Raw genomic sequence first — 21,804 nt, forward strand, 5'->3', positions numbered from 1 at the left:
CGGAAGAAACGAGACGACCAGCAACACCCACACCCCCACAAAAAAGGATGCAGGCCACCAAACAAAAAAATTTGGCACTGACATTCATCGACACACTGTTGAGTTCTCAAAGAACACGCACACACCATCACAAGGAACCCGTAGATTCCCCACTCCGGGGTACGCCCGGCACAGTACAACCACCCCCACACAAGGGAGGGCGATCCAACCAACCGGGAAAATCAGGCGCTCCCCGTCCAACCTCGTTTACCCACGCCGATCAACCAACGATCGCGTCCGGGTCGGTGTCCGTGTCGCTCTGACTCGGAATAAGTTACGCGAACCCCCACAGAACACCAAATCGCCAGGTCATAGCGGGCAAATGGCGTATTTCTTCGAACTTTCCGTCAGGGCATCTCCATGGTCTCGGCCCGCGCAATTTCGCCGATTGCCGCACGGAGATATCCCTCGGAAACCGTGTCGGCGGCCGCTAGGAGATCTGCGATGACCAGAACGGCGCCACGGAGGTAGTCCACCTGCCCGATCTTCTGGGCGTCCTCGCTCATCTCCGTGAGTCCGAGCGAACCGGTGAGGACGACGGCGAGCGCCTCGACGTCGAGGTCCGGTAGCCAAGCGATCGCCGAGCCGGCGACATGGGTGAGTCCACGCTGGATGTCCTCCCCGGAGAGACCGTCCGGGTGGAGCTCTTCGAGAAGCACCCGGACGACGCCGGCGTGGACGATCGTCACCTGCTCGAAGGGCAGATCGATCAGTTCCTCCACCGCCTGGCTCAGATCCTCACGTGAGGCCGCGCGGGCAGCGGTTATCGCGTCGTCCGTGGCGACGGCGATCTGGCGAGCGGTCGTCGGCCAGTCGGCGGGCCAGCTGCTCCCGCTGGGCGGTGTGGAGACCATGCCTGGGATTGTGCCCTAGGGGCGTGCTCCCTGGGCGAGGAGTTCGGCCAGGTGAACGCCGCTTCTCCGGGCGAGATCCGCGATCTGGGTCCGGCACGAGTAGCCGTCCGCGAGCACCACCGTATCCGCGTCTGTCTGGGCTATCGCCGGAAGGAGCTGGTGCTCCGCGACCGCGACCGAAACGTCGTAGTGTCCCCGCTCGACACCGAAGTTTCCGGCCAGCCCACAGCATCCGCCGAGCCGCTGCACACGGGCACCGGCCCGTCGCAGCAGCTCGGCGTCGGCACCCCACCCCATCACGGCATGGTGATGGCAGTGAGGCTGGGCGACGACAGTCGTGCCGGACAGGTCCGGCGGATTCCAGCCGTGACGGTCGGTGAGCAGTTCGGCCAGGGTCCGAGTGGAATCGGCGACCGCCCGTGCGGCCTCGGTACCGAGCAACTCGAGGCCGTCGGCGCGGAGGACGGCCGTGCACGACGGCTCCATGCCCACGATCGGCGATCCCTCGGCCGCCAGCGCGGAGACGGTGCGGCCGAGGATGCGGCGGGCGGCGTCGAGCTGACCGGTGGTGATCCACGTCAGTCCGCAGCACTGCCTCTTCGGGGTGAGCCGCGGCCGGTAGCCGGCATCCTCGAGCAGCCGAACCATCGCGATTCCGATCTCGGGTGCGAAGTGGTCGGTGAAGGTGTCGACGAACAGCACCACGGGATCGCCGGTGGTGCGGCGCTCGGCCGCGGTCGAGGCGTACCAGCGTCGGAACGACGTCGGCGCGAACTGCGGAACGCGGCGTCGCCGATCGGCACCGCCGAGCGTCAACGCGGCAGGGGCCACGCCGGGAAGCCGGGTCAAGGCGTTGACCAGGCGGGGCGCCCGGCCCGCGAGCGCCGCCCACCGCGGCAGCCACCCCAACGAGTAGTGCGATGCCGGACGCAGACGCCGGCGGTAGCTCTGATGCAGCACCTCGGACTTGTAGGAAGCCATGTCGACACCCGTCGGACAGTCCGAGGCACAGCCCTTGCACGACAGGCACAGCTCGAGCGCGTCGTGCACCTCCGCGGATCGCCAGCCCGAACTCACGAGGCTGCCGTTCACCATCTCCTGCAGGACGTGGGCACGCCCGCGCGTCGAGTCCTTCTCCTCCCGCGTCGCCAGATAGGAGGGGCACATGACGCCCCCGGTGCCGGCGGTGTCGGCCCGGCACTTTCCGACGCCGGTGCAGCGGTGCACGGCCTGCGCGAAGTCGCCGTCGTCGTCCGCGTACGCGAGAGCCAGGTTCGTTCGCAGTGGCGAGGTCTGTGGAACCCGCAGGTCGGCGTCCACCGGACGGGGATCGACGAGCACGCCGGGATTGAGGATGTTGTCGGGGTCGAACACGTGCTTGACGGCACCGAACAGCTTCAACGCGTCGGGCGAGTACATGATCGGCAGGAGTTCGCTGCGGGCCCGGCCGTCGCCGTGCTCGCCGGACAGCGACCCGCCGTATCGTGCGACGAGTTCGGCAGCCGCGACGAGGAACCGCCGGAAGACGTCGACGCCGTTCGGTCGGTCCATCGGCAGGTCGAGTCGGATGTGCAGGCAGCCGTCGGCGAAGTGCCCGTACGGCAGGCCGGTGATGCCGAAGTCGGTGAGCAGGGTGTCGAAGTCACGCAGGTACGGACCCATCTGGTCGGGCGGTACCGCGGCGTCCTCCCACCCGGCGTAGGCGGGCTTACCGGCGGGGCTACGTCCGGCCAGACCGGCGCCGTCCTCTCGGATTCGCCACAGTGCGGCGATCCTGGCCTGGTCCTCGACGACGAGCGCATCGATGGCACCGCATCCCCGTGCGAGGGCGGCCGCTCGCTCGACGACCTCGCCGGGCGAGTCACCGGCGATCTCGACGAACAGCCATGCCGCGCCCCGCGGCAACGGTGGTGCCGCCTGCGGTCCTCGGCGTTCGCGGACGACGTCGACCACTCTCGAGTCGATGCCCTCGCAGGCCGTGGGGCCGAATCCGAGGACCGTCATCGAGTCGTCGCCGGCTGATGCGATGTCTGGGTAGCCGAGCACGACCAGCACGCGGTGCGCCGTATCCGGTACGAGACGCACCGTGGCCCGGGTGATGATTCCGAGCGTGCCCTCGCTGCCGACGAGGAACCGGAGGGCGTCGAAGCCGTTCTCCGGCAACAGGTGCTCGAGTGCATACCCGGACGCCTGGCGGCCGAAGCGACCGAACTCGGTTCGGATGGTGGCCAACCCGGTGTGGGTGACGTCGCGGAGGCCGTCGAGAACAGGGACGCTTGTCGGAGTCGGTAGCGACAGCGCTTCACCTGCTCCGGTCAACATGTCCACACCGACGACATTGTCGGAGGTGCGACCGTAGCCGAGAGCCCTTGCGCCGCAGGCGTTGTTGCCGATCATGCCGCCGATGGTGCATCGGTTGTGCGTGGACGGGTCGGGGCCGAATCGCAGCCCGTGTGGTGCGGCGGCGCGCTGCAGTGCCGCCTGCACGACGCCCGGTTCGACGACGGCCGTGCGCTCGACGGGGTCGATCTCGAGCACCCGGTAGAGATAGCGACTGAAGTCGAGGACCACACCTGGGCCGACCGCGTTGCCAGCAACGGACGTCCCGGCGCCGCGCGCCGTGATCGGGATCCCCTCGGCGCGGCAGACGTCGAGCACCGTAGCGACCTCGTCCGGCGAACGCGGGCACACCACCACTTCGGGCGGCACCCGGTACAGCGAGGCGTCGGAGGAGTACAACGCCCGCGTGGTGCGGTCGTCGCGGACGTCGCGGATCCCCGCGCGCCGCAGCGCGACGGAGATCGGCGTCCGATCCGGCATACGTGCAGCCTAGTGCCGCGACGTGAGCACCACCGGGCCGTCGACGGTGATTGCCACGGTGTGCTCACTGTGCGCTGCGCGGGCGCCGGTACGCGTCCGCAGTGTCCAACCGTCGGCGTCGTGGTGGTAGTCGTCGGTGCCGTCGGCGATGAGCATCGGCTCGATCGCGAGGACGAGACCCGGCCGCAACCGCATGCCTCGGCCTGCTCGGGCCTCGTTCGGCACGTCCGGATCCTCGTGCATGACCCGGCCGATGCCGTGGCCGCCGTGGTCGGCGAGCAGTCCGTAGCCGAGACGTCGGGCGTACTCACCGATAGCGGCACCGATGTCGCCGAGACTGTTCCCGGGTTGCGCGGCTGCGATCCCGCGTCGGAGCGCCTCGTCGGTCGCCGCGATTAGGGCCCGGTCCGTGGGATCCACGGCACCGACGACGAAACTGATCGCCGCGTCGCCGCACCATCCGTCCAGCGTCGCACCGCAGTCGATGCTCACCAGGTCGCCGTCACGCAACCGGTAGCTCGACGGAATACCGTGCACGACAGCGTCGTTCACGGACGCGCAGATGACCCCGGGGAAAGGGCTCGGCGCCCAGTTCGGGTGATAGTTGAGAAACACCGGGCGGGCGCCGGCATCGGCGATGGTTCCCGCGGCGACAGCGTCGAGTTCGACCAGGGTCACCCCCACCTGCGCATGCTCGCGCACCGCGGCGAGGGCGTCGGCGACCACCCCACCCGCCGCCCGCATCGCGTGGATCTCCGCCTCGGTCTTCAACTCAACCACGATCAGCCCTTCCAACTCGAATAACTATACCGGTATTACTATATGGGTCATGGTGCGTGTGCCGCTGACAGCGGAGGAACAGGAGCGGGGACAGCGGCTCGGTGAGTTGCTGCGATCCGCGAGGGGCGAGGCGAGCATGGTCCAAATCGCTCTCGACGCCGGCATCTCCGTGGAAACCCTTCGCAAGATCGAGACCGGACGCATCGCGACGCCGGCATTCTTCACGATCGCCGCCGTCGCGCGTGTCCTCGACATCTCCCTCGACCGCATCGCCGCGGCCCTCGACACGGGCGCGGCCACCCCGGATCGGGCGACTCGGCGCGCATCCTGACCCGCTCCGGACGGCCACTCTCTGCGACCGGGATGCCCTGCTCGTCCGGATTGCCCCGCCCGCTTTGACCGCTGCCCGTTCCAGGACGGTCTCTGTCCGCAATTACCCCCAGTTAGCTGCGGTATTCTCGCGTCTGGCCACCGGCGGTCGGGTGGCGTCCTGCCCCGCCGTCCTGCGAAGCGGAAGGGGGCGATGTGTGAGCGAGACCCTGAATCTGGCCGACGGGAAGCCCTCAGCCTCGCCGCCTACGGCTACATCGGCGCCGACTCGCGCACGTCGAGTCCGACTCACCTGGGCCGATGTCGTCGCCCCGGCGTCGTTCGTCGCGCTCGCGGTGTTCGTGCTCTGGCGCCAGTGGCGGCATCTCGGTGACGGCTACCTGATCACCAGCGGCCAGGACCAGACGATGTGGGAGTGGTTCTTCGCGGTCACTGCACACTCGCTGACGCATCTCGAGAATCCGCTGTCGAGCACGCTGCAGAACTACCCGCTCGGCGTGAACATGATGGCCAACACCGCGATGTTCGGCGTGAGCATCCCGCTCGCACCGATCACCCTGCTCTTCGGGCCTACCGTCACGTTCGCCTTTGCGCTCACGCTCGGACTGGCCGGCACCGCTACAGCTTGGTACTGGGTGCTGTCCCGGCACGTCGTCGCCTCCAAGTTCGCCGCCGCCGTCGGTGGCGTGTTCTGCGGCTTCGCGCCGGCAATGATCTCGCACAGCAACGGTCACCCCAATTTCGTCGCACTGTTCCTGCTGCCGTTCATCGCACTGTTGGTGATCCGCCTCGGCAGTGGCGAGCGTCCCGTCCGCAACGGTGTCTTGCTCGGGTTGGTTGTCGCGTACCAGATCCTTCTCGGCGAAGAGCCGCTGCTGATCTACTCGATCGCGTTCATCGTCTTCGGAATCGCCTACGGCGCATCACATCCCGGCGAGGCGGTCAAGGCGGCTCTCCGCGGCGTCAAGGGACTGTGCGTGGCCGGTGCCGTCGCACTCGCGATCGTCGCAGTTCCGCTGTGGTGGCAGTTCTTCGGACCACAGAGCTACCGCGTGATCGAACACGGACCGGTGGGCAACGACGCACTCGCGTTCACCCGCTTCCCCACCCAGTCACTCGCCGGTGACCCCGGATCCGCTGCCGGACTGTCGATGAACGCCACGGAAGAGAACGCGTTCTTCGGCTGGCCGCTGCTGCTGCTCGTCTCGATGACCGCGGTGTGGCTGTGGCGGCTACCGATGGCACGCGCCGCGGCCGCCACCGTCGCCGTCATGGCCGTGCTCTCCATGGGCGTCGAACTGACCGTCGCACACAACGACACCGGGATCACCCTCCCGTGGTCGTGGTTCGCGAAGCTGCCGCTGCTCGAATCGGTCCTCGAATCCCGGTTCGCGATGGGCTGCATCCCGGCCATCGCGATCCTGCTCGCACTCGGCACCGACCGCGCGATCGCCGCCGGACGCATCGGACAGCGGCCGACGACCCTGCTGTGGGTGGGCTGGCTTGTCGTGGCACTGTTGCCGCTCGCGCCGACGCCGGCCGCGCTCGCGCACCGCGCCCCCGCCCCCGACTTCTTCGCCGTGGGCACCTGGCGCTCGTACGTGTCCGACGGCTCCGTCGTGATGGTCCCGCCGACCCGGCCCGAGGAGGCCAAGGCGCTGCAATGGCAGGTACAGCAGAACTTCGGGTTCCCCATCGCCGGCGGCTACTTCGTCGGCCCGGCCGGCCCCGAGGCCAAGGGTAAGTACGGGCCCGACGACCGCCCGACCTCACTGCTGCTGGGCAAGACCCAGCAGAGCGGAGTCGTCCCACCCGTCGACAGCGCCGCCCGCGCTGACGCGCGGGCTGATCTGGAGTTCTGGGACGCCGACGTCCTGGTGCTGCCACCCGGGAAGAACGACCGAATTCTCCGCGCCACCGTCAACCAGCTCCTGGGCATCGACGGCACACACGTCGATGGCGTCTGGGTCTGGGACGTGCGGAATCTGACCTGATCCGTCCCGCTCGCATAGAGTCGATGAACGTGCCCGACGTCCTGACCGCTCCAGCCCCGGCTGCCGAACGCGCCTCCGCCAAGGACGTGCGAATCGCCCGCCTCGTCGCCATCGTCAGTGGGCTGCTCGGCGTGATCCTCGCGCTTGCGACGCCGTTTCTACCCGTCAAGCAGGACGTCGCCACCCTGAGCTGGCCGCAGAATGGTGACCTCACGAGTGTCGAGGCGCCGCTGATCTCGTATACGCCGCTGCAGTTGCATGTGACGATTCCGTGCACCGCCGTCGGGCAGCTCGCCGATTCGGGCGGAGCGCTGATCGCGACCGCCCCGCCGCAGGCGGGCCGCGCCGAGGCCGACGGCCTGGTAATCAAGGTCGACGCCGCCACCGGAAGCGAACCGGCGACGCTGCGGGCGATCCTGCGTGACACCTCGCTGCTGTCGGCGCCGCTCAGCGAGCTGCAGGGCTGCACCGACATCTCCGTAACCTCGGACGCCCAGAGCACCACGGCCACCGTCGCCGGACTCCCGGACGAGCAGACCACCACCATCACCGGCGACGTCCGGCCCCAGATGGTCGGCATCTTCTCCGACCTGCAGGGCACCCCGCCGGCGGGCCTGGACGTGCGTGCCGACCTGGACTCCCGGTTCACGTCGTCCGCCACCTCGATCAAGATCGTCACGATGATCTTCGCGGCACTGTTGACGATCGTGTCGTTGGTCGCGTTGCACCGCCTCGACGGCGTCGACGGCCGCCGCGCCCGGCGCTTCCTGCCCGCCCACTGGTGGAAGTTCACCGCCGTCGATGGGGTCGTCATCGGCGTCCTGCTGCTGTGGCACGTCATCGGCGCGAACACCTCCGACGACGGCTACCTGCTCAGCATGGCCCGCGTCTCCGAGCACGCCGGGTACATGGCCAACTACTTCCGTTGGTTCGGCGTTCCCGAGGCCCCGTTCGGCTGGTACTACTACGTGCTCGTGCTGTTCGCCCAGGTGAGCACCGCGAGCATGTGGATGCGCCTGCCCGCTCTGATCGCCGGCATCCTGTGCTGGATGATCATCAGTCGCGAGGTGATCCCGCGGCTGGGGACGATGGTGCGCCGCAGCCCAGTCGCGATCTGGACGGCCGGCCTGGTGTTCCTGGCGTTCTGGCTGCCGTACAACAACGGTCTGCGCCCCGAACCGGTCATCGCGCTCGGCGCGCTGCTGACGTGGTGCTCGATCGAACGTGCCATCGCCACCGGGCGCGTGCTACCGGCCGCGATCGCCGTCCTGATTGCCGCGTTCTCCCTGGCCGCCGGGCCGTCCGGCCTGATCGCCGTCGCCGCGCTCGTCGCCGGCGCGAGATCGATCGTGCAGGCGATCGTCCGCCGCAGCCGCGAGGTCGGCGTCCTCGGACAGATCGCACCGATCCTCGCCGCCGGAACCGTCGTCCTCGTGGCGGTGTTCGCCGACCAGACGTTCGCCTCGGTCCGAGAGGCCACCCGTGTCCGCACCGCGGTCGGGCCCAATGTCCCCTGGTTCGACGAGCGGGTGCGCTGGGATGCGCTGCTCAGCATCTCCCCCGACGGCTCGCTTTCCCGACGCTTCGGCGTCTTCGTCATGCTGATGTGCCTGGTGGTGTGCGTGATGATGATGCTGCGCCGCGGTGGCCGCATACCCGGCACCTCACCCGGGCCGTCCCGCCGCATCCTCGGCATCGTCTTCGCATCGCTGCTGCTGATGAGCTTCACACCCACGAAGTGGACCCATCACTTCGGCGTGTACGCGGGCCTCGCGGGCTCGCTGGCCGCGCTCGCCGCCGTCGCGGTGGCCGGTGCGAGCCTGCGGTCGAAACGCAACCGGACACTGTTCGCCGCCGGCGTGCTGTTCGTCCTCGCAATGTCGTTCGCCGGACCAAACGGCTGGTGGTACGTCTCGAGCCTCGGCGTCCCGTGGTGGGACAAGGCGCCGTCCATCGGAGGCAAGGGCTTCTCGACCGCCCTGCTGGGACTCACGCTGCTCGCCTTGCTTCTGGCAGCCTGGTATCACATCCGCGAGCCCTACGAAAAGAACCGGGCTGCCGGCAACGGAAATGGCAACGGCGGTCGTCGCGCGCGGATCAGACGCTGGTCGCCCGCGCCGCTCACCCTTGCTGCCGCCGGCATCGTGCTGTTCGAGGTGCTCTCGCTCGTCAAGGGTGCGGTCGCGCAATACCCGGCCTACTCCATCGCGCTGTCGAACGTGCGCTCGGCGACCGGGAACAGCTGCGCCCTCGCGGACTACGTGCTGGTCGAGAACGATCCGAACGCGTCGATGCTGACGCTGTTGAACCCACCCACCAATCAGTCCGGCGCCGCGGCCTTCGGCGCCACCGAATCGACCGGGTTCACGGCGAACGGCGTGGCAGGCGACCTGACCGCCGACCAGGAGAGCAGCACGACCGGCTTCGCCACCGGCACCGACACCGACACCGACTCGCAGACGACCTCGACCGGTGGCCGCGCCGGCACCGGCGGCGGCACTGCAGCCAGCGCCGGCGTCAACGGCAGCACAGTGTCGCTGCCGTTCGGGCTGGATCCGGCGACCACACCGATCCTCGGCAGCTATCAGGAAGGCGCGCAAGAAACCGCCGATCTCGTCACCGGCTGGTACGGACTCCCCGAACGTAGTGACGACGCCCCGATCCTGTCGATCGCCGCCGCCGGACGCATCTACTCCGTCGACGCCGACGGAATCGTCACCGACGGACAGTCACTGGAAGTCGAGTACGGCACCCGCACCGCCGATGGCAGCGTCGATGCACTCGGCCGGATCACCCCGATCGATATCGGCCCGGCACCGTCTTGGCGAAACCTGCGGGTGCCGCTCGATCAATTGCCGGCGGATGCGAATGCCGTCCGCCTGGTCGCGTCCGACACCGGCCTCGCACCCGACCAATGGCTGGCCGTCACCCCGCCGCGCGTGCCGCGCATGCAGACCCTGCAGGAAGTCGTCGGCAGCGACGCCCCCGTGCTGTTGGACTGGGCTGTGGGCCTGGCATTCCCGTGCCAGCGTCCGTTCGATCACCGTGACGGTATCGCCGAGGCGCCCGAATATCGGATCCTGCCGGACCGACCCGGCGCCGTCGGCACCACAGCGGTGCAGGACGCCATCGGCGGCGGACCGCTCGGCTGGACCTCGCTGCTTCTCAGGGCGCAGACGATCCCGACCTATCTGGCCGGCGACTGGCGCCGCGACTGGGGCTCGCTCGAACGGTTCACCCCGATCGCGTCTTCGACCCGGCCGGCGACCGTCGACGTCGAGCAGACCACTCGCTCCGGTTTGTGGTCGCCCGGTCACATCCGGAACGCGCCTCCCGCCTGAGCATTCTGTGAACTAGCTGGGAGCGGCCGCTTTTTTTCAGATGACGATAAGGTCTCGCTACTATCACAGCCGTGGCAGATGTAGTAACAGCCCCGGCGCCCGGCCCTGAAGCCCGCGCTCTACCCCCGGCTTCGACGGTCTCCGACGCGGACTTCCGCAGGGCTCGTCTGATCGCCACCGTGACCGGCCTGCTCGGTTTGCTGCTGGCAGTGGCGACCCCGTTTCTGCCGGTCACCCAGACTGCCGCGACGGTGTCATGGCCCGAGAACGGGATCGCCGCGAACGTCGAGGCACCGCTGGTCTCGCAGGTCCCGGTCTCACTGTCGGCGACGATCCCGTGTAGCGCCGTCAACGAGCTGCCCCCCGAGGGCGGCATGCTGCTCGCCACCGCGCCCGCACAGGGCGAAGGAGCCGCGCTGAACGCGATGTTCGTGCGCGCCTCGGAGGAGTCCGTCGACGTCCTCGACCGCAACGTCGTCATCGCATCGGCGCCGCGCGCGGACGTCGCGTCCGGGCAGTGCTCGGAGATCGTCATCACCTCCGACGTCGGAAAGACCAACGCGGAGTTCGCGGGCATGACCAACGACGACGGTGAGACCGTCGGCGGTGGGCTCGTCCACGACTACCGCCCGCAGGTTGTGGGCATCTTCTCCGATCTCGCCGGCAAGTCCGTGCCGGGTCTGAACTTCACGATGGACGTCGACTCGCGGTTCTCGTCGAGCCCGACGCTGATCAAGCTCGTCGCGATGCTCGGCGCCGTCCTGGCGACGACCGTGTCGCTGGTCGCACTGCACCGCCTCGACGGGGTCGACGGCCGTCGAGCCCGTCGGTTCCTGCCGACCCGCTGGTGGAAGCTCACCGGCGTCGACGCCGTCGTCGTCGGCACCCTGGTCGGCTGGCACTTCTTCGGCGCCAACACCTCCGACGACGGCTATCTGCTCAACATGGCCCGCGCCTCCGAGAACGCCGGGTACATGGCCAACTACTTCCGTTGGTTCGGCGTTCCCGAGGCCCCGTTCGGCTGGTACTACGAGGTCCTCGCCGCGATGGCGAAAATCTCCACCGCGAGTCCGTGGATGCGCCTGCCCGCCCTGATCGCCGCGGTCCTGTGCTGGATGGTGATCAGCCGCGAGGTGGTGCCGCGTCTCGGCCGCGCGGTGCGCACCAACGCCGTTGCGCTGTGGACCGGCGGTCTCGTGTTCCTCGCGTTCTGGTTGCCGTTCAACAACGGTCTGCGCCCCGAACCGATCGTCGCCGTCGGAGCTCTGCTGACCTGGTGCTCGATCGAACGCGCCATCGCCACCGGGCGCCTGCTACCGGCCGCGATCGCGGCCCTCATCGGGGCATTCACTCTCGCGGCGGCGCCGACCGGCCTGATGTGCGTCGCGGCGCTGCTCGCCGGACTGCGCCCGATCACACGGATCATTGTGCGCCGCAGGCACCAGATCGGCACGGTGTCACAGCTGTTGCCGCTCGCGGCAGCCGGCACCCTCGTCCTCGTCGTCGTGTTCGTCGACCAGACGTTCGCCGCGGTCATGGAGGCCACCCGTGTCCGCACGATCATCGGCCCGAATCTCGAGTGGTACCAGGACTTCCTGCGCTACTACTACCTGTTCGTCCCCACCACCGACGGCTCACTGACCCGCCGGTTCGCGTTCCTGACGATGCTGCTGTGCCTGTTCACGGTGCTGTTCGTGTTCCTGCGCCGCAGGCGGGTCCCCGGCGTCGCCACCGGACCTTCGTGGCGACTGATGGGCATCGTCTTCGGAACGATCTTCTTCATGATGTTCAACCCCACGAAGTGGACCCACCACTTCGGGGCGTACGCGGGCATCGCCGGCTCGCTGGCAGCGCTGACGGCCGTCGTCGTGTCGGCCAGCGCGCTGCGGTCGCGCCGCAATCGCACGGTCTTCGCGGCCGGGCTGCTGATGGTGCTCGCGCTGTCGTTCTCCGGCATCAACGGCTACTGGTACGTCTCGAGCTACGGCGTGCCGTGGTTCGACAAGACCGTCTCCCTCAACGGCCGCGAATCCAACACCCTGTTCCTGGCGTTGTTCGGGCTGTCACTAGCTGTGGTGGCATGGCAGTACCTGCGCGAGGGCTATGCGCCCCCGCCTGCCAAAGCGGGCACCGCAAAGGGGCGACGAATCCGCAAGTTCGCCGCCGCCCCGTTGACCGTCGTGGCCGGCGTGATGGTGCTGTTCGAGGTGCTGTCGATGCTCAAGGGTGCGGTGTCGCAGTACCCCGCATACTCGATCGGTCGCTCCAACGTAGAAGCACTCGCCGGCAACACCTGCGGCCTCGCTGAGGACGTACTGGTGGAACAAGACCCCAACGTGGGCTCGCTCACTCCGGTCTTCGATCCACAGAACCCGCTCGCCGATCCGAACGATCCGCTCGCGGGCGCCAAGCCCGTCGGCTTCACCCCCAACGGCGTCCCAGGCGACCTCACCGCCGACTACATCGAGGTCCAGGCCGGCATGGGCAACACCGACAACCAGAGCGTCGGCCCGGCGTTCGCGACCGGCGCGGGCGCCGGGACCACCGGGGGTCAGGGCGCCCGCGGCATCAACGGCAGCACCGTCAAACTGCCGTTCGGCCTCGACCCTGCCCGCACGCCGGTCCTCGGCAGCTACCAGGAAGGCGTCCAGCAGCAGGCGTCCGTCGTCTCCAGTTGGTACAAGCTGCCCGAACGCAGCGACGATGCACCCCTCATCGTGATCTCGGCGGCCGGACGTATTTGGTCCGTCGACGACACCGGCAAGGCCACCTACGGGCAGCCACTCGACCTCGAGTACGGCAAGCAGCAACCCGACGGCAGCGTCGAGATTCAGGGCACCTACCTGCCCCGTGACATCGGACCCGCCCCGTCGTGGCGCAACCTGCGCATCCCGCTCGACGAACTGCCCGCCGACACCGACGTGGTGCGGATCAACGCGTCCGACCCCAACCTCACCGGTGACCAGTGGTTGGCCTTCACGCCGCCGCGCGTGCCGAAGCTCGAGACGCTGGGCAACGTCGTCGGCACCGAACAGCCCGTCCTGCTGGACTGGGCCGTCGGATTGCAGTTCCCGTGCCAACGCCCGTTCGATCACCTCAACGGGGTCGGCGAGATGCCGAATTACCGGATCCTGCCGGACCGTCCGCTTGCCGTCAGCTCCACCGACACCTGGCAGGCCCTCGAGGCCGGCGGGCCCCTCGGCTGGACGGAAATGCTCGCCGGTGCCACCACCGTCCCGACGTACCTGAAGAACGACTGGGCGCGCGACTGGGGCTCCCTGGAGCGGTACAACCGGCACTACCCGGACGCCGAACCCGTCGCCATCGAAACCGAGCAGGTCAACCGCTCGGGGCTGTGGTCGCCGGGAACGATGCGGGTGTACGAGCCCTAGAACTCGGGCGGCGTTGTCTGTAGGCGGCGCTGTCTGTAGGCGGCGCCGTCCATGGGCGGTGCCGCCTGTGGGCAACACGGTCTATGGGCAACACGGTCTATGGGCAACACCGGCGCGATCGTCCGGATGCCTCTAGCGTCGTGACCATGTTCACCACCGAGATCGAGATCCGCACCGGTTCCTCACCTGTCGTGCGCGACTTGACGCACGAGATCGAGAAGTTCCTCGCGGCGGCGGGCGAGAACAGTGATCTGTTGCAGGGCCTGTTTCACGTGTGGGTGCCGCACGCAACGGCCGGGTTGGCCGTCATCGAGACCGGCGCCGGAAGCGATGCCGACCTGATCACGGCCATCGACGAGCTCCTGCCGCGCGATGACCGCTGGCGGCACCAGCACGGCAGCCACGGGCACGGCCGCGACCACGTCTTGCCCGCGTTCGTGCCGCCGTACGCGTCGGTGCCGGTCGTCGACGGGACCCTCGCGACGGGGACGTGGCAATCCATCTGCCTGGTCGACACCAACATCGACAACCCGGTTCGGCGGGTTCGGTTCAGCTTTCTGCCGGGCTGAACGCCGTGTTTCTGCCGGGCTGAACGCCGTGGGTTTCGGCCGGGTTGAACGCAGCGGACCCGAAGCCCGAGCGACCCGCCACTACCCATCCTTCGGCGGCGTCATCTCCAACCGCACACCGAGGAGACGCACCTCGCGGGTGTGGTCGAACCGCGCCACGAGCGCGGCTGCCGCGTCGGCGATCACATCCGCGTCGAACGTCGGTGTCGGGAAGGCTTTGCTGGCGCTCCGGGTGGTGAAGGGCGCGTAGCGCACCTTCACTGCGACCCGCACCGCTGGGCGCTGCTCGGCGACGATGTCTTCGAGTACCCGGGCCGCGAGCCGTCTGATCTCGACAGTGACGGCGGTCCAATCGTCGAGGTTCTCCTGGAACGTCGTCTCGCGACTGTGGGATCGCGCGACCCAGGGTTCGGCGGTCACCGGCGAGTGGTCGATTCCCTTGCCGAGGCGGCCGAACCACGGACCCATCGTCGGACCGAATCTGGCCGCCAGATCCTCATCGGCGGCCGACGCCAATTCGCTCACGGTGTTCAAGCCCAGTGCCGCAAGCTTATTGGCGGTCTTGCTGCCAACACCCCAAAGCTCACGAGTGTCGCGGTCCCCCATCACCTCGAACCAGTTCTCCGCCGTCAGCCGGAAGATGCCCCGCGGCTTACCGAATCCGGTCGCGATCTTGGCGCGCAACTTGTTGTCGCCGATGCCGACCGAGCAGTGGAGGCCGGTCGCGTCCAAGACCGCCCTCTGGATCCGGCGGGCGAAGGCGTCGGGGTCCTCGGTCTCGACTCCCAGGAACGCCTCATCCCAGCCCGCCACCTCGACGACAGCGTCCATCCCGCGGAGCGTGTTCATCACGACCGTGGACGCCTCCCTGTATGCCTCGGCGTCGACGGGCAGGAAGACCGCGTCGGGGATTCTTCGTGCCGCCGTCCGTAGCGGCATCCCCGATCCGACGCCGAACTCACGCGCCTCGTAAGACGCTGTCGACACGACGCCGCGCTCGCTGGGATCGCCCCGACCACCAACGATGACGGGACGTCCGCGCAGGTCGGGGTTGCGCAGCACCTCGACAGCAGCGATGAACTGATCGAGATCGACGTGCAGCACCCACCGACGACCCGACGGAGTGCCCATCGGATCAGTCTGCCGCAACAGGTCGCCAGCCCGGTGACGAAACCCGCAGGTTCCGTCGCCGGAGCCGGATCAGAACGGGAGCAAGTGGTGCTTGCGCGGGTTCTGGAAGACCTTCTTGTCGCGGAGCAGGGTCAGCGCCTTGCGGATCTCGAGGCGGGTGGCCGACGGCTCGATGACGGCGTCGATGTAGCCCCGCTCGGCTGCGATGTAGGGCGTTGCGACGTTCTCGTTGTAGAAGTTGATGAGCTGCGCGCGGACAGCCGCTGCATTGTCACCGGCGGCCTCGATTTGCTTGCGCCCGATGATGTTTACGGCGCCCTCGGCACCCATGACCGCGATGCGAGCGGTGGGCCACGCGAGGTTGACGTCGGCGCCGAGCTGCTTGGAACCCATCACCGCGTAGCCGCCGCCGTACGACTTGCGCACCACGACCGTCACCTTCGCGACGCTCGCCTCGACATAGGAGAACAGGAACCGGCCGCCACGCTTGATGACACCGACCTTCTCCTGCTCCACACCGACGAGGAAGCCGGGCGTGTCGACGACGAACACCAGCGGAATGTCGTATGCGTTGCAGACCCGCACGAAGTGCGCGGCCTTGTCCGACGCCGCCGCGTCCAGCGCACCGGACAGGTGCAGCGGCTGATTGGCGACGACACCGACCGGGCGGCCGTCGACGCGGGCGAACCCGGTGATGATGTTCAGCGCGGTCTGACCGCGGACCTCGAGGAACTCGCCGTCGTCGAAGATCTTGATCAGGATGTCGTGCATGTCGTAGCCGGCGTTGTCGGCGTCGGGCATGAACGAGTCGAGCGAGAGATCGTCCTCGGTGACCTCCGGCTCGAGGCCAGGGTTGATGACCGGGGGCTTCTCCGTGCAGCTCGACGGCATGTAGCTCAGGTACTGACGCGCGTACTCGAACGCGGACTTCTCGTCCGGCGCGACGTGGTGCACGTTTCCGTATTCGGCCTGGTTGCGGGCGCCGCCCAGCTCGTCGAGGCTGACGTCCTCACCGGTGACGGACTTGATGACGTCCGGCCCGGTGACGAACATGTACGACTCTTCGGTCGCAATCACGATGTCGGTGTTGATCGGCGCATACACCGCTCCGCCGGCGCACTTGCCGAGGATGATCGAGATCTGCGGGCACATGCCCGACAGCGGTTCCTGGCGACGGCCCATCTCCGCGTACCACGCGAGTGAAGTCACCGCGTCCTGGATGCGGGCACCCGCGGACTCGTTGATGCCGACGACGGGGCAGCCGATCTTGATCGCGAAGTCCATGATGGCCGCGACCTTTCGGCCGAAGATCTCACCGGCCGCGCCGCCGAAGACGGTCTGGTCGTGCGCGAACACGGCAACCGGACGTCCGTCGACCAGGCCGTGACCGGTGACGACACCGTCGCCGTACGGGTTGGACTCGTCGCCTGGTTGACGGGCGAGCTGCCCGGTCTCGACGAAAGTGCCCGGATCGAGCAGCATCGCGATCCGCTCGCGCGGCGTCGGCAAGCCCTTTTCCTGGCGCCGCTTGATCGCCTTCGGGTTGCCTGGGGCCTTCGACTTCTCGAGCTTGTCGTGCAGTTCCGCGAGCTTCTGCGCGGTGGTGGTGCTCACTCGGTGCTCCGCTCCTCGATGTCGGCCAACTTGTTGGACAGGTCCGCGCCGACCTTGGTGATGTACGGCTCGTCGACGATCTGAATGTGGTCGCCCCCGATGTAGACGACCTCCAGGTTCTTCGCCGCGTCACCCCAGCCGCCGTCGGGCTGCCGGGTGCCGAACGCGGGCTCGAGAGCGATGGCGTCGTCGTGGTAGCTGTCTGCCATGTACAGCACGACGTCACCGTCGTACGGCTTCAGCTCGGCAGTCTGGATGGCCCGGTTGTCGAGCCAGGACGTGCGCTGGTGCTCGATGATGCCGCCGGGGATTTGGGCTCCGCTCAGCTTCATCAGGTCCATGAGGAGCTGGATCTGCTGCTCGTCACTGCCCGCCGCCGCCAGCTGATCGAGCGGCAGGGGTGCGTCGATGCCGTACGTCTTCTTCGCGAACGCCGCGTAGCGCTGCCAGCGTGCCCGGATCTCCTCCGGGGTGTCCTCGACCTTCTCTCCCGCCATGACGGTGTCGATCAGGCCGACGAGTCGGACATCTGCACCCTGTTCGCGGAGCAATCGCGCCACCGCATAGGCGAGCACACCGCCGAGTGACCAGCCGGCGAGCACGTACGGCCCGTCCCCCTGGATCTCGCGCAGCAGCGGCACATATGCCTTGGCGCGCTCGTCGATCGGGCCCTCGACGCGCTCGAGGCCGTACACCGGTGTGTGCGCGGGCAGGCGCCTAAGCAGCGGTTCGTACGCCACCGTCGAGGCTCCGGCCGAGTGGAACAAGAACACCGGCACGGCATCCGAACCCTCGGCACGCGGCCGCAGCGTGCGGACCAGCCCATCGATCCTCTCGCCGTCCTCGAGGTGTTGACGCACCTTCTCGGCCAGCTGCTCGATGGTCCCGGCGCCGCCCACGTCGTCAACGGTGATCTCGCCACCGGCACGCTCGGTGAGACGTGCGGCCATCTTCTCGGCGGTCTCGTCGTCGAGGGTCGGCAAGGTCGCGAAGATGCTCTTCGCCGACTTGCCGGTGACGACGGCCCAGGTCGCGAACGTCAATCGCTCGGACGCATCGCGGGGCGGCACGTCGACGTCACCGGATTGGGCGTCACCGGATTCGGCTGGCGCGTCGATAGTCGCGGCGGGCCCGGGTGCGGGGAGGTCCCCGGACTCACCGGCCTGCTGCTGGTCGGCCAGCGCCTGCACTTCCTCGCGGTTCTCCACCGCGTAGCGCAGGTACTTCGCGACATCGTGCAGGCTCGCGTCCTTCACCGCCGTCAACTGAAGCTGTGGGACGTCGAACTCGTACTCGACGCGGTTCTTGATCCGCACCGCCATCAGCGAGTCCAGACCCAGGTCGATCAGGGGAATCTCTCCAGGCAGGTCCTCCGGCGCGTAACCCATGGACTCCGCCACGATCAGCGTCAGACGATCCTCGATGCTCTGGGAACCCTCTGGGTCCCACCGGTCCCCGTGGCTCTCAGCGGGGTCGTCTTGGACCTCGTCCGACACGCTCGGCTTCGCGGGGACAGCGGCGACCACCGGCTCGGGCAGTGCCTCACCGGAGGACACGACCGCGTCGTAGAGCAACGCGAACGCACTGCTGTGAGAACTCCCCGTCGCTCCGCTCGCCCGGCCCTTGGCGTGGACCTGGACGGAGGCACCCCCGAGATGCGGCACCAATGTCGTGGTCAGCGTTCCCGTCGACGGCACCTCCCCGTGCGCGACGGCGCCGGTCAGTGCGACATCGGCGAACAACTGCGACGCTGCCGCAGTCACCAGGGCGCCCAGGTCGGACACGGCGGACGCCTGCACCTCCCAGGCGTGCCGGCCGTCCGGAAGTGCGACATGTGCACCCGGGACGCGGGTGTTACCCGAGGACGACACCCGCACATCGATCCAGTGCCGCTTGCGCAGGAACGCCGTCCGTGGCAGCTCCGCGAAGGCGCCGGCCGGCAGCAGCGACGGCAAGTCGACCGGATGACTGTGGACATACAGCTGCGCGAGAGCGGTGAGTACCCCGAGCGGCTCGTCCTCCTTGCGCTTGAGGGTCTGGATCAGCTGCGTGTCAGCGACGCCGGCCGCCCACGCGGTGGCGGCGACGGACATCAGCGTGACCGGGTTCGGCGCGAGTTCGACGAAGGTCGTATGTCCGGCGTCGACGGCGTTCTTGACGCCGTTCGTGAAGTACACGCTGTGGCGCAGGCCCTTGGTCCAGTACTCGACCGGATGGATCGAGGCGTGCCCCGCCGGGTAGAACGCGTCCTTGTCGACCGACGAGTAGACGCCGACCTTCAGCTTGTGCGGCTCGATACCGGCCAGCTCGGCCGCCAGCTCCCCGAGCAGCGGGTCGACCTGAGACGTGTGGCTCGCGCCCTTGGTCTGCAGCACGCGGGCCATCTTCTCTGCGGCCTCGGCGCGCGCGACGATCGCGTTCACCTCGGCCTCCGGACCACCGATCACCGTGTGGGTGGGCGCCGCGTAGACGCACACCTCGAGGTTCGGGAAGTCCGGCAGCACCTGCTCGATCTCGGTGGCGCTGTATTCGACGAGCGCCATCAGGCGGATGTCGTCGCCCGAGAGCAGGCCCTCGGCCTCACCCATGATCCGCGAACGCGCGGTGATGACGCGGACGGCGTCCTCGAGTGAGAGGCCACCCGAGACATAGGCCGCGGCGGCCTCGCCCATCGAGTGGCCGACCAGCGCGGACGGATTCGCGCCGTGGTGGCGCAGCGTCTTTGCCAGTGCGACCTGGATGGTGAAGATGCCGACCTGCGCCGTCTCGACGTCGTACTCGACCGAGTCGTCGAGGAACTTCTCCTTCATGGAGTAGCCGGTCTCGAACTCGATCAGCGCGTCGACCTCGTCGACCGCGGCCGCGAACACCGAGTTCTCCAGGTACAGCTGCTTCGCCATCTTGCGGTGCTGCGAGCCGAAGCCCGAGAACACCCAAACCGGCCCCTTCGTGGCGGGCGCGTCGGCGGTGAGCACTCCCTGGGCGGGCTTGCCCGCGGCGACCGCTCGCAGCCCGGTGACGGCCTCGGCGTGGGTCTCGGCGATGACGACGGCCCGAGACCGGCCGTGGCTGCGCTTGGCGAGGGTACGGGCGACGTCGGCCAGCGGCGTACGGCTGCCCTCCTCGGTCTCGAGCCAGTTCGCCAGATCCTCCGCGGCGCGGCGGCGGCGCGACGGCATCGCCGCCGATACCGGCAGCAAGACGGTGGTCGGGGCAGCGTCCGCCTCGGTGAGCCCGACCGACTCGGCGGCATTGGCGAGCATCCGCGCGGCCTCGGACTCGATCGTGGTGCTCTCGTAGTCGAGGTCGATCCCGGCGGCCTCCGGGGTGTCGACAGCGGGTGTCGGATCCGGATCCTTGCGGTACTCGCGGACCACGACGTGCGCGTTGGTGCCACCGAAGCCGAAGCCCGACACGCCCGCAACGGCCTTGCCCGTGTAGCGCGGCCACTGCGTCGCCTCGGGGATGACCTGCAGATGCGCCTTGTCGAACTTGATGTACGGGTTGGGGCCCGCGTAGTTGAGTGACGCCGGGATGACGTCCTCCTGCATCGCGAGCACGACCTTGATCAGGCTTGCTGCGCCGGCGGCCGCCTCGAGGTGGCCGAAGTTGGTCTTGGCCGAGCCCAGCAGGGCCGGCTTGTCGGCCTCGCGACCGCGGCCGACAACGCGGCCGAGCGCGTCCGCCTCGATGGGATCGCCGAGGATCGTGCCGGTGCCGTGCGCCTCGATGTAGTCGACACCGGACGGCACGATGCCCGCGTCCCGGTAGGCATGCCGGAGGCAGTCGGCCTGCGCGTCCGGGTTGGGCGCGAGCAATCCGTTGGACCGGCCGTCCTGATTGACAGCGGAACCGGCGATGACAGCGAGGATCGTGTCACCGTCTCGCTCGGCGTCCTCGAGCCGCTTGAGCACGACGACACCGCCGCCCTCGGCACGGACGATGCCGTCGGCGTCGGACGAGAACGCCTTGATCTTGCCGTCCTCGGTGAGGACACCGCCCTGGTCGAAGCCGAGCGTGGCGGGCGGGGCGATCAACATGTTGACGCCGCCGGCGAGCGCCACTTCGGACTCACCCGTGCGGAGACTGCTCACCGCCTGATGCACCGCGACCAGCGACGACGAGCAAGCGGTGTCGAGCGCCACCGACGGACCCCGGAAGTCGAAGAAGTACGAGACGCGGTTCGCGACGATCGAGGTCGACGTGCCGGTCAGCGCGTACGGATGCGCGGTCGACGGATCGCTCACCGCGAGCAACTGGTAGTCGTTGGCCGACGAGCCGAAGAACACGCCGACATCGCGGCCCTTGAGCTCGTTCGCCGGCATGTGGGCGTGCTCGAGCGCCTCCCAGCTGAGTTCGAGCGCGAGTCGCTGCTGGGGGTCCACGTTCTGGACCTCGAGCGGCGACATCGCGAAGAACTCGGCGTCGAAGCCTTGCACGTCGTCGAGGTAGCCGCCCTTGGTAGCGGCCTTCTCGATCGCGTTGGCCACGTACGGATCTGCGGCGAATTCGCTCCAACGACCCTCGGGGAGGTCGCTGACCCCGTCGCGGCCCTCGATCAGCAGGTTCCACATCTCCTGTGGGGTGTGCCCGGCGCCCGGAAAACGGGTCGCCAGTCCCACGATCGCGACGTCGTGCGACTGCCCGGTCGGGACGCCGCGGTAGTACGCGCCGTCCTCGCTGTCCTCGGGCGCGTCCGGTTCCCCCTCGATGATGCGGGTGGCCAGCGAGGCGATGGTCGGATGCTGGTACACGACCGTGGCCGACAGTGTGACACCCACGAGATCCTCGATCTCACCTGACAGCGCGACCGCGTCGCGGGAGGAGAGGCCGAACTCCTCCAAGGGTCGATCCTCGGATATCGCTGAGGCCGGTTGCCCGGTGGCCTCTGCGATCCAGTTACGCAGCCATTCGCGCAGCTGCGCGACCGTCATCTCGTG

At 68.4% G+C, this 21,804-nt stretch carries 11 protein-coding genes; 5 read left to right on the top strand and 6 right to left on the bottom strand.

Going from position 1 to position 21,804, the window contains the following annotated elements; translation table 11 throughout:
* Positions 1 to 386: 386 nt before the first annotated feature.
* From EF834_RS17825 to map, 3 genes are read right to left on the bottom strand one after another with little or no spacing between them, the layout of a single operon-like run.
* Positions 387 to 893 (bottom strand): hypothetical protein, encoded by a 507-nt coding sequence (locus EF834_RS17825; protein WP_127948581.1) that lies wholly within the window; start codon positions 891 to 893, stop codon positions 387 to 389.
* A 15-nt stretch (positions 894 to 908) separates the two neighbouring features.
* Positions 909 to 3,713: an FAD-binding and (Fe-S)-binding domain-containing protein gene (locus EF834_RS17830; protein WP_127948585.1), complete on the bottom strand. Its 2,805-nt coding sequence runs from the start codon at positions 3,711 to 3,713 to the stop codon at positions 909 to 911.
* Between the two features lie 9 nt (positions 3,714 to 3,722).
* Positions 3,723 to 4,493 carry a type I methionyl aminopeptidase gene (gene map, locus EF834_RS17835; RefSeq protein ID WP_127948587.1) on the bottom strand — a complete coding sequence of 257 codons (771 nt, stop codon included), beginning with the start codon at positions 4,491 to 4,493 and terminating at the stop codon, positions 3,723 to 3,725.
* Between the two features lie 49 nt (positions 4,494 to 4,542).
* On the opposite strand from map, the gene EF834_RS17840 reads away from it, so the two are divergent.
* From EF834_RS17840 to EF834_RS17860, 5 genes are all read left to right on the top strand, one after another.
* On the top strand, positions 4,543 to 4,824 hold the full coding sequence (locus EF834_RS17840) for a helix-turn-helix domain-containing protein (RefSeq protein WP_127948589.1): 282 nt from the start codon (positions 4,543 to 4,545) through the stop codon (positions 4,822 to 4,824).
* Between the two features lie 196 nt (positions 4,825 to 5,020).
* The gene (locus EF834_RS17845; protein ID WP_127948591.1) at positions 5,021 to 6,817 is read left to right on the top strand and encodes a glycosyl transferase; all 1,797 of its coding nucleotides are present in this window, start codon (positions 5,021 to 5,023) and stop codon (positions 6,815 to 6,817) included.
* A 29-nt stretch (positions 6,818 to 6,846) separates the two neighbouring features.
* A complete protein-coding gene (locus EF834_RS17850) occupies positions 6,847 to 10,158 on the top strand; it encodes an arabinosyltransferase domain-containing protein (protein ID WP_235871295.1) in 3,312 nt (1,103 codons plus the stop codon).
* Between the two features lie 71 nt (positions 10,159 to 10,229).
* Complete coding sequence (locus tag EF834_RS17855; protein WP_127948595.1) at positions 10,230 to 13,550, top strand: arabinosyltransferase domain-containing protein; 3,321 nt, start codon at positions 10,230 to 10,232, stop codon at positions 13,548 to 13,550.
* Positions 13,551 to 13,696: 146 nt separating this feature from the next.
* Positions 13,697 to 14,119, top strand: a complete 423-nt coding sequence (locus EF834_RS17860; protein ID WP_127948597.1) for a YjbQ family protein — start codon at positions 13,697 to 13,699, stop codon at positions 14,117 to 14,119.
* 81 nt (positions 14,120 to 14,200) lie between these two features.
* Here the strand turns inward: EF834_RS17860 and EF834_RS17865 are convergent, their stop codons facing one another.
* The 3 genes from EF834_RS17865 to pks13 all read right to left on the bottom strand — a co-directional run bounded on the left by EF834_RS17865 (position 14,201) and on the right by pks13 (position 21,798).
* Positions 14,201 to 15,250, bottom strand: a complete 1,050-nt coding sequence (locus EF834_RS17865) for a DNA polymerase IV (protein WP_127948599.1) — start codon at positions 15,248 to 15,250, stop codon at positions 14,201 to 14,203.
* Between the two features lie 69 nt (positions 15,251 to 15,319).
* Entirely contained in the window at positions 15,320 to 16,864 is a 1,545-nt protein-coding gene (locus EF834_RS17870) for an acyl-CoA carboxylase subunit beta (RefSeq protein ID WP_127948601.1), read from the bottom strand.
* Complete coding sequence (gene pks13, locus EF834_RS17875; protein ID WP_127948633.1) at positions 16,861 to 21,798, bottom strand: polyketide synthase Pks13; 4,938 nt, start codon at positions 21,796 to 21,798, stop codon at positions 16,861 to 16,863. Before pks13 ends, EF834_RS17870 begins: the two co-directional genes overlap by 4 nt.
* Positions 21,799 to 21,804: the final 6 nt, after the last annotated feature.

The organism is Rhodococcus spongiicola (assembly GCF_004011835.1).
Lineage (GTDB): Bacteria > Actinomycetota > Actinomycetes > Mycobacteriales > Mycobacteriaceae > Prescottella > Prescottella spongiicola.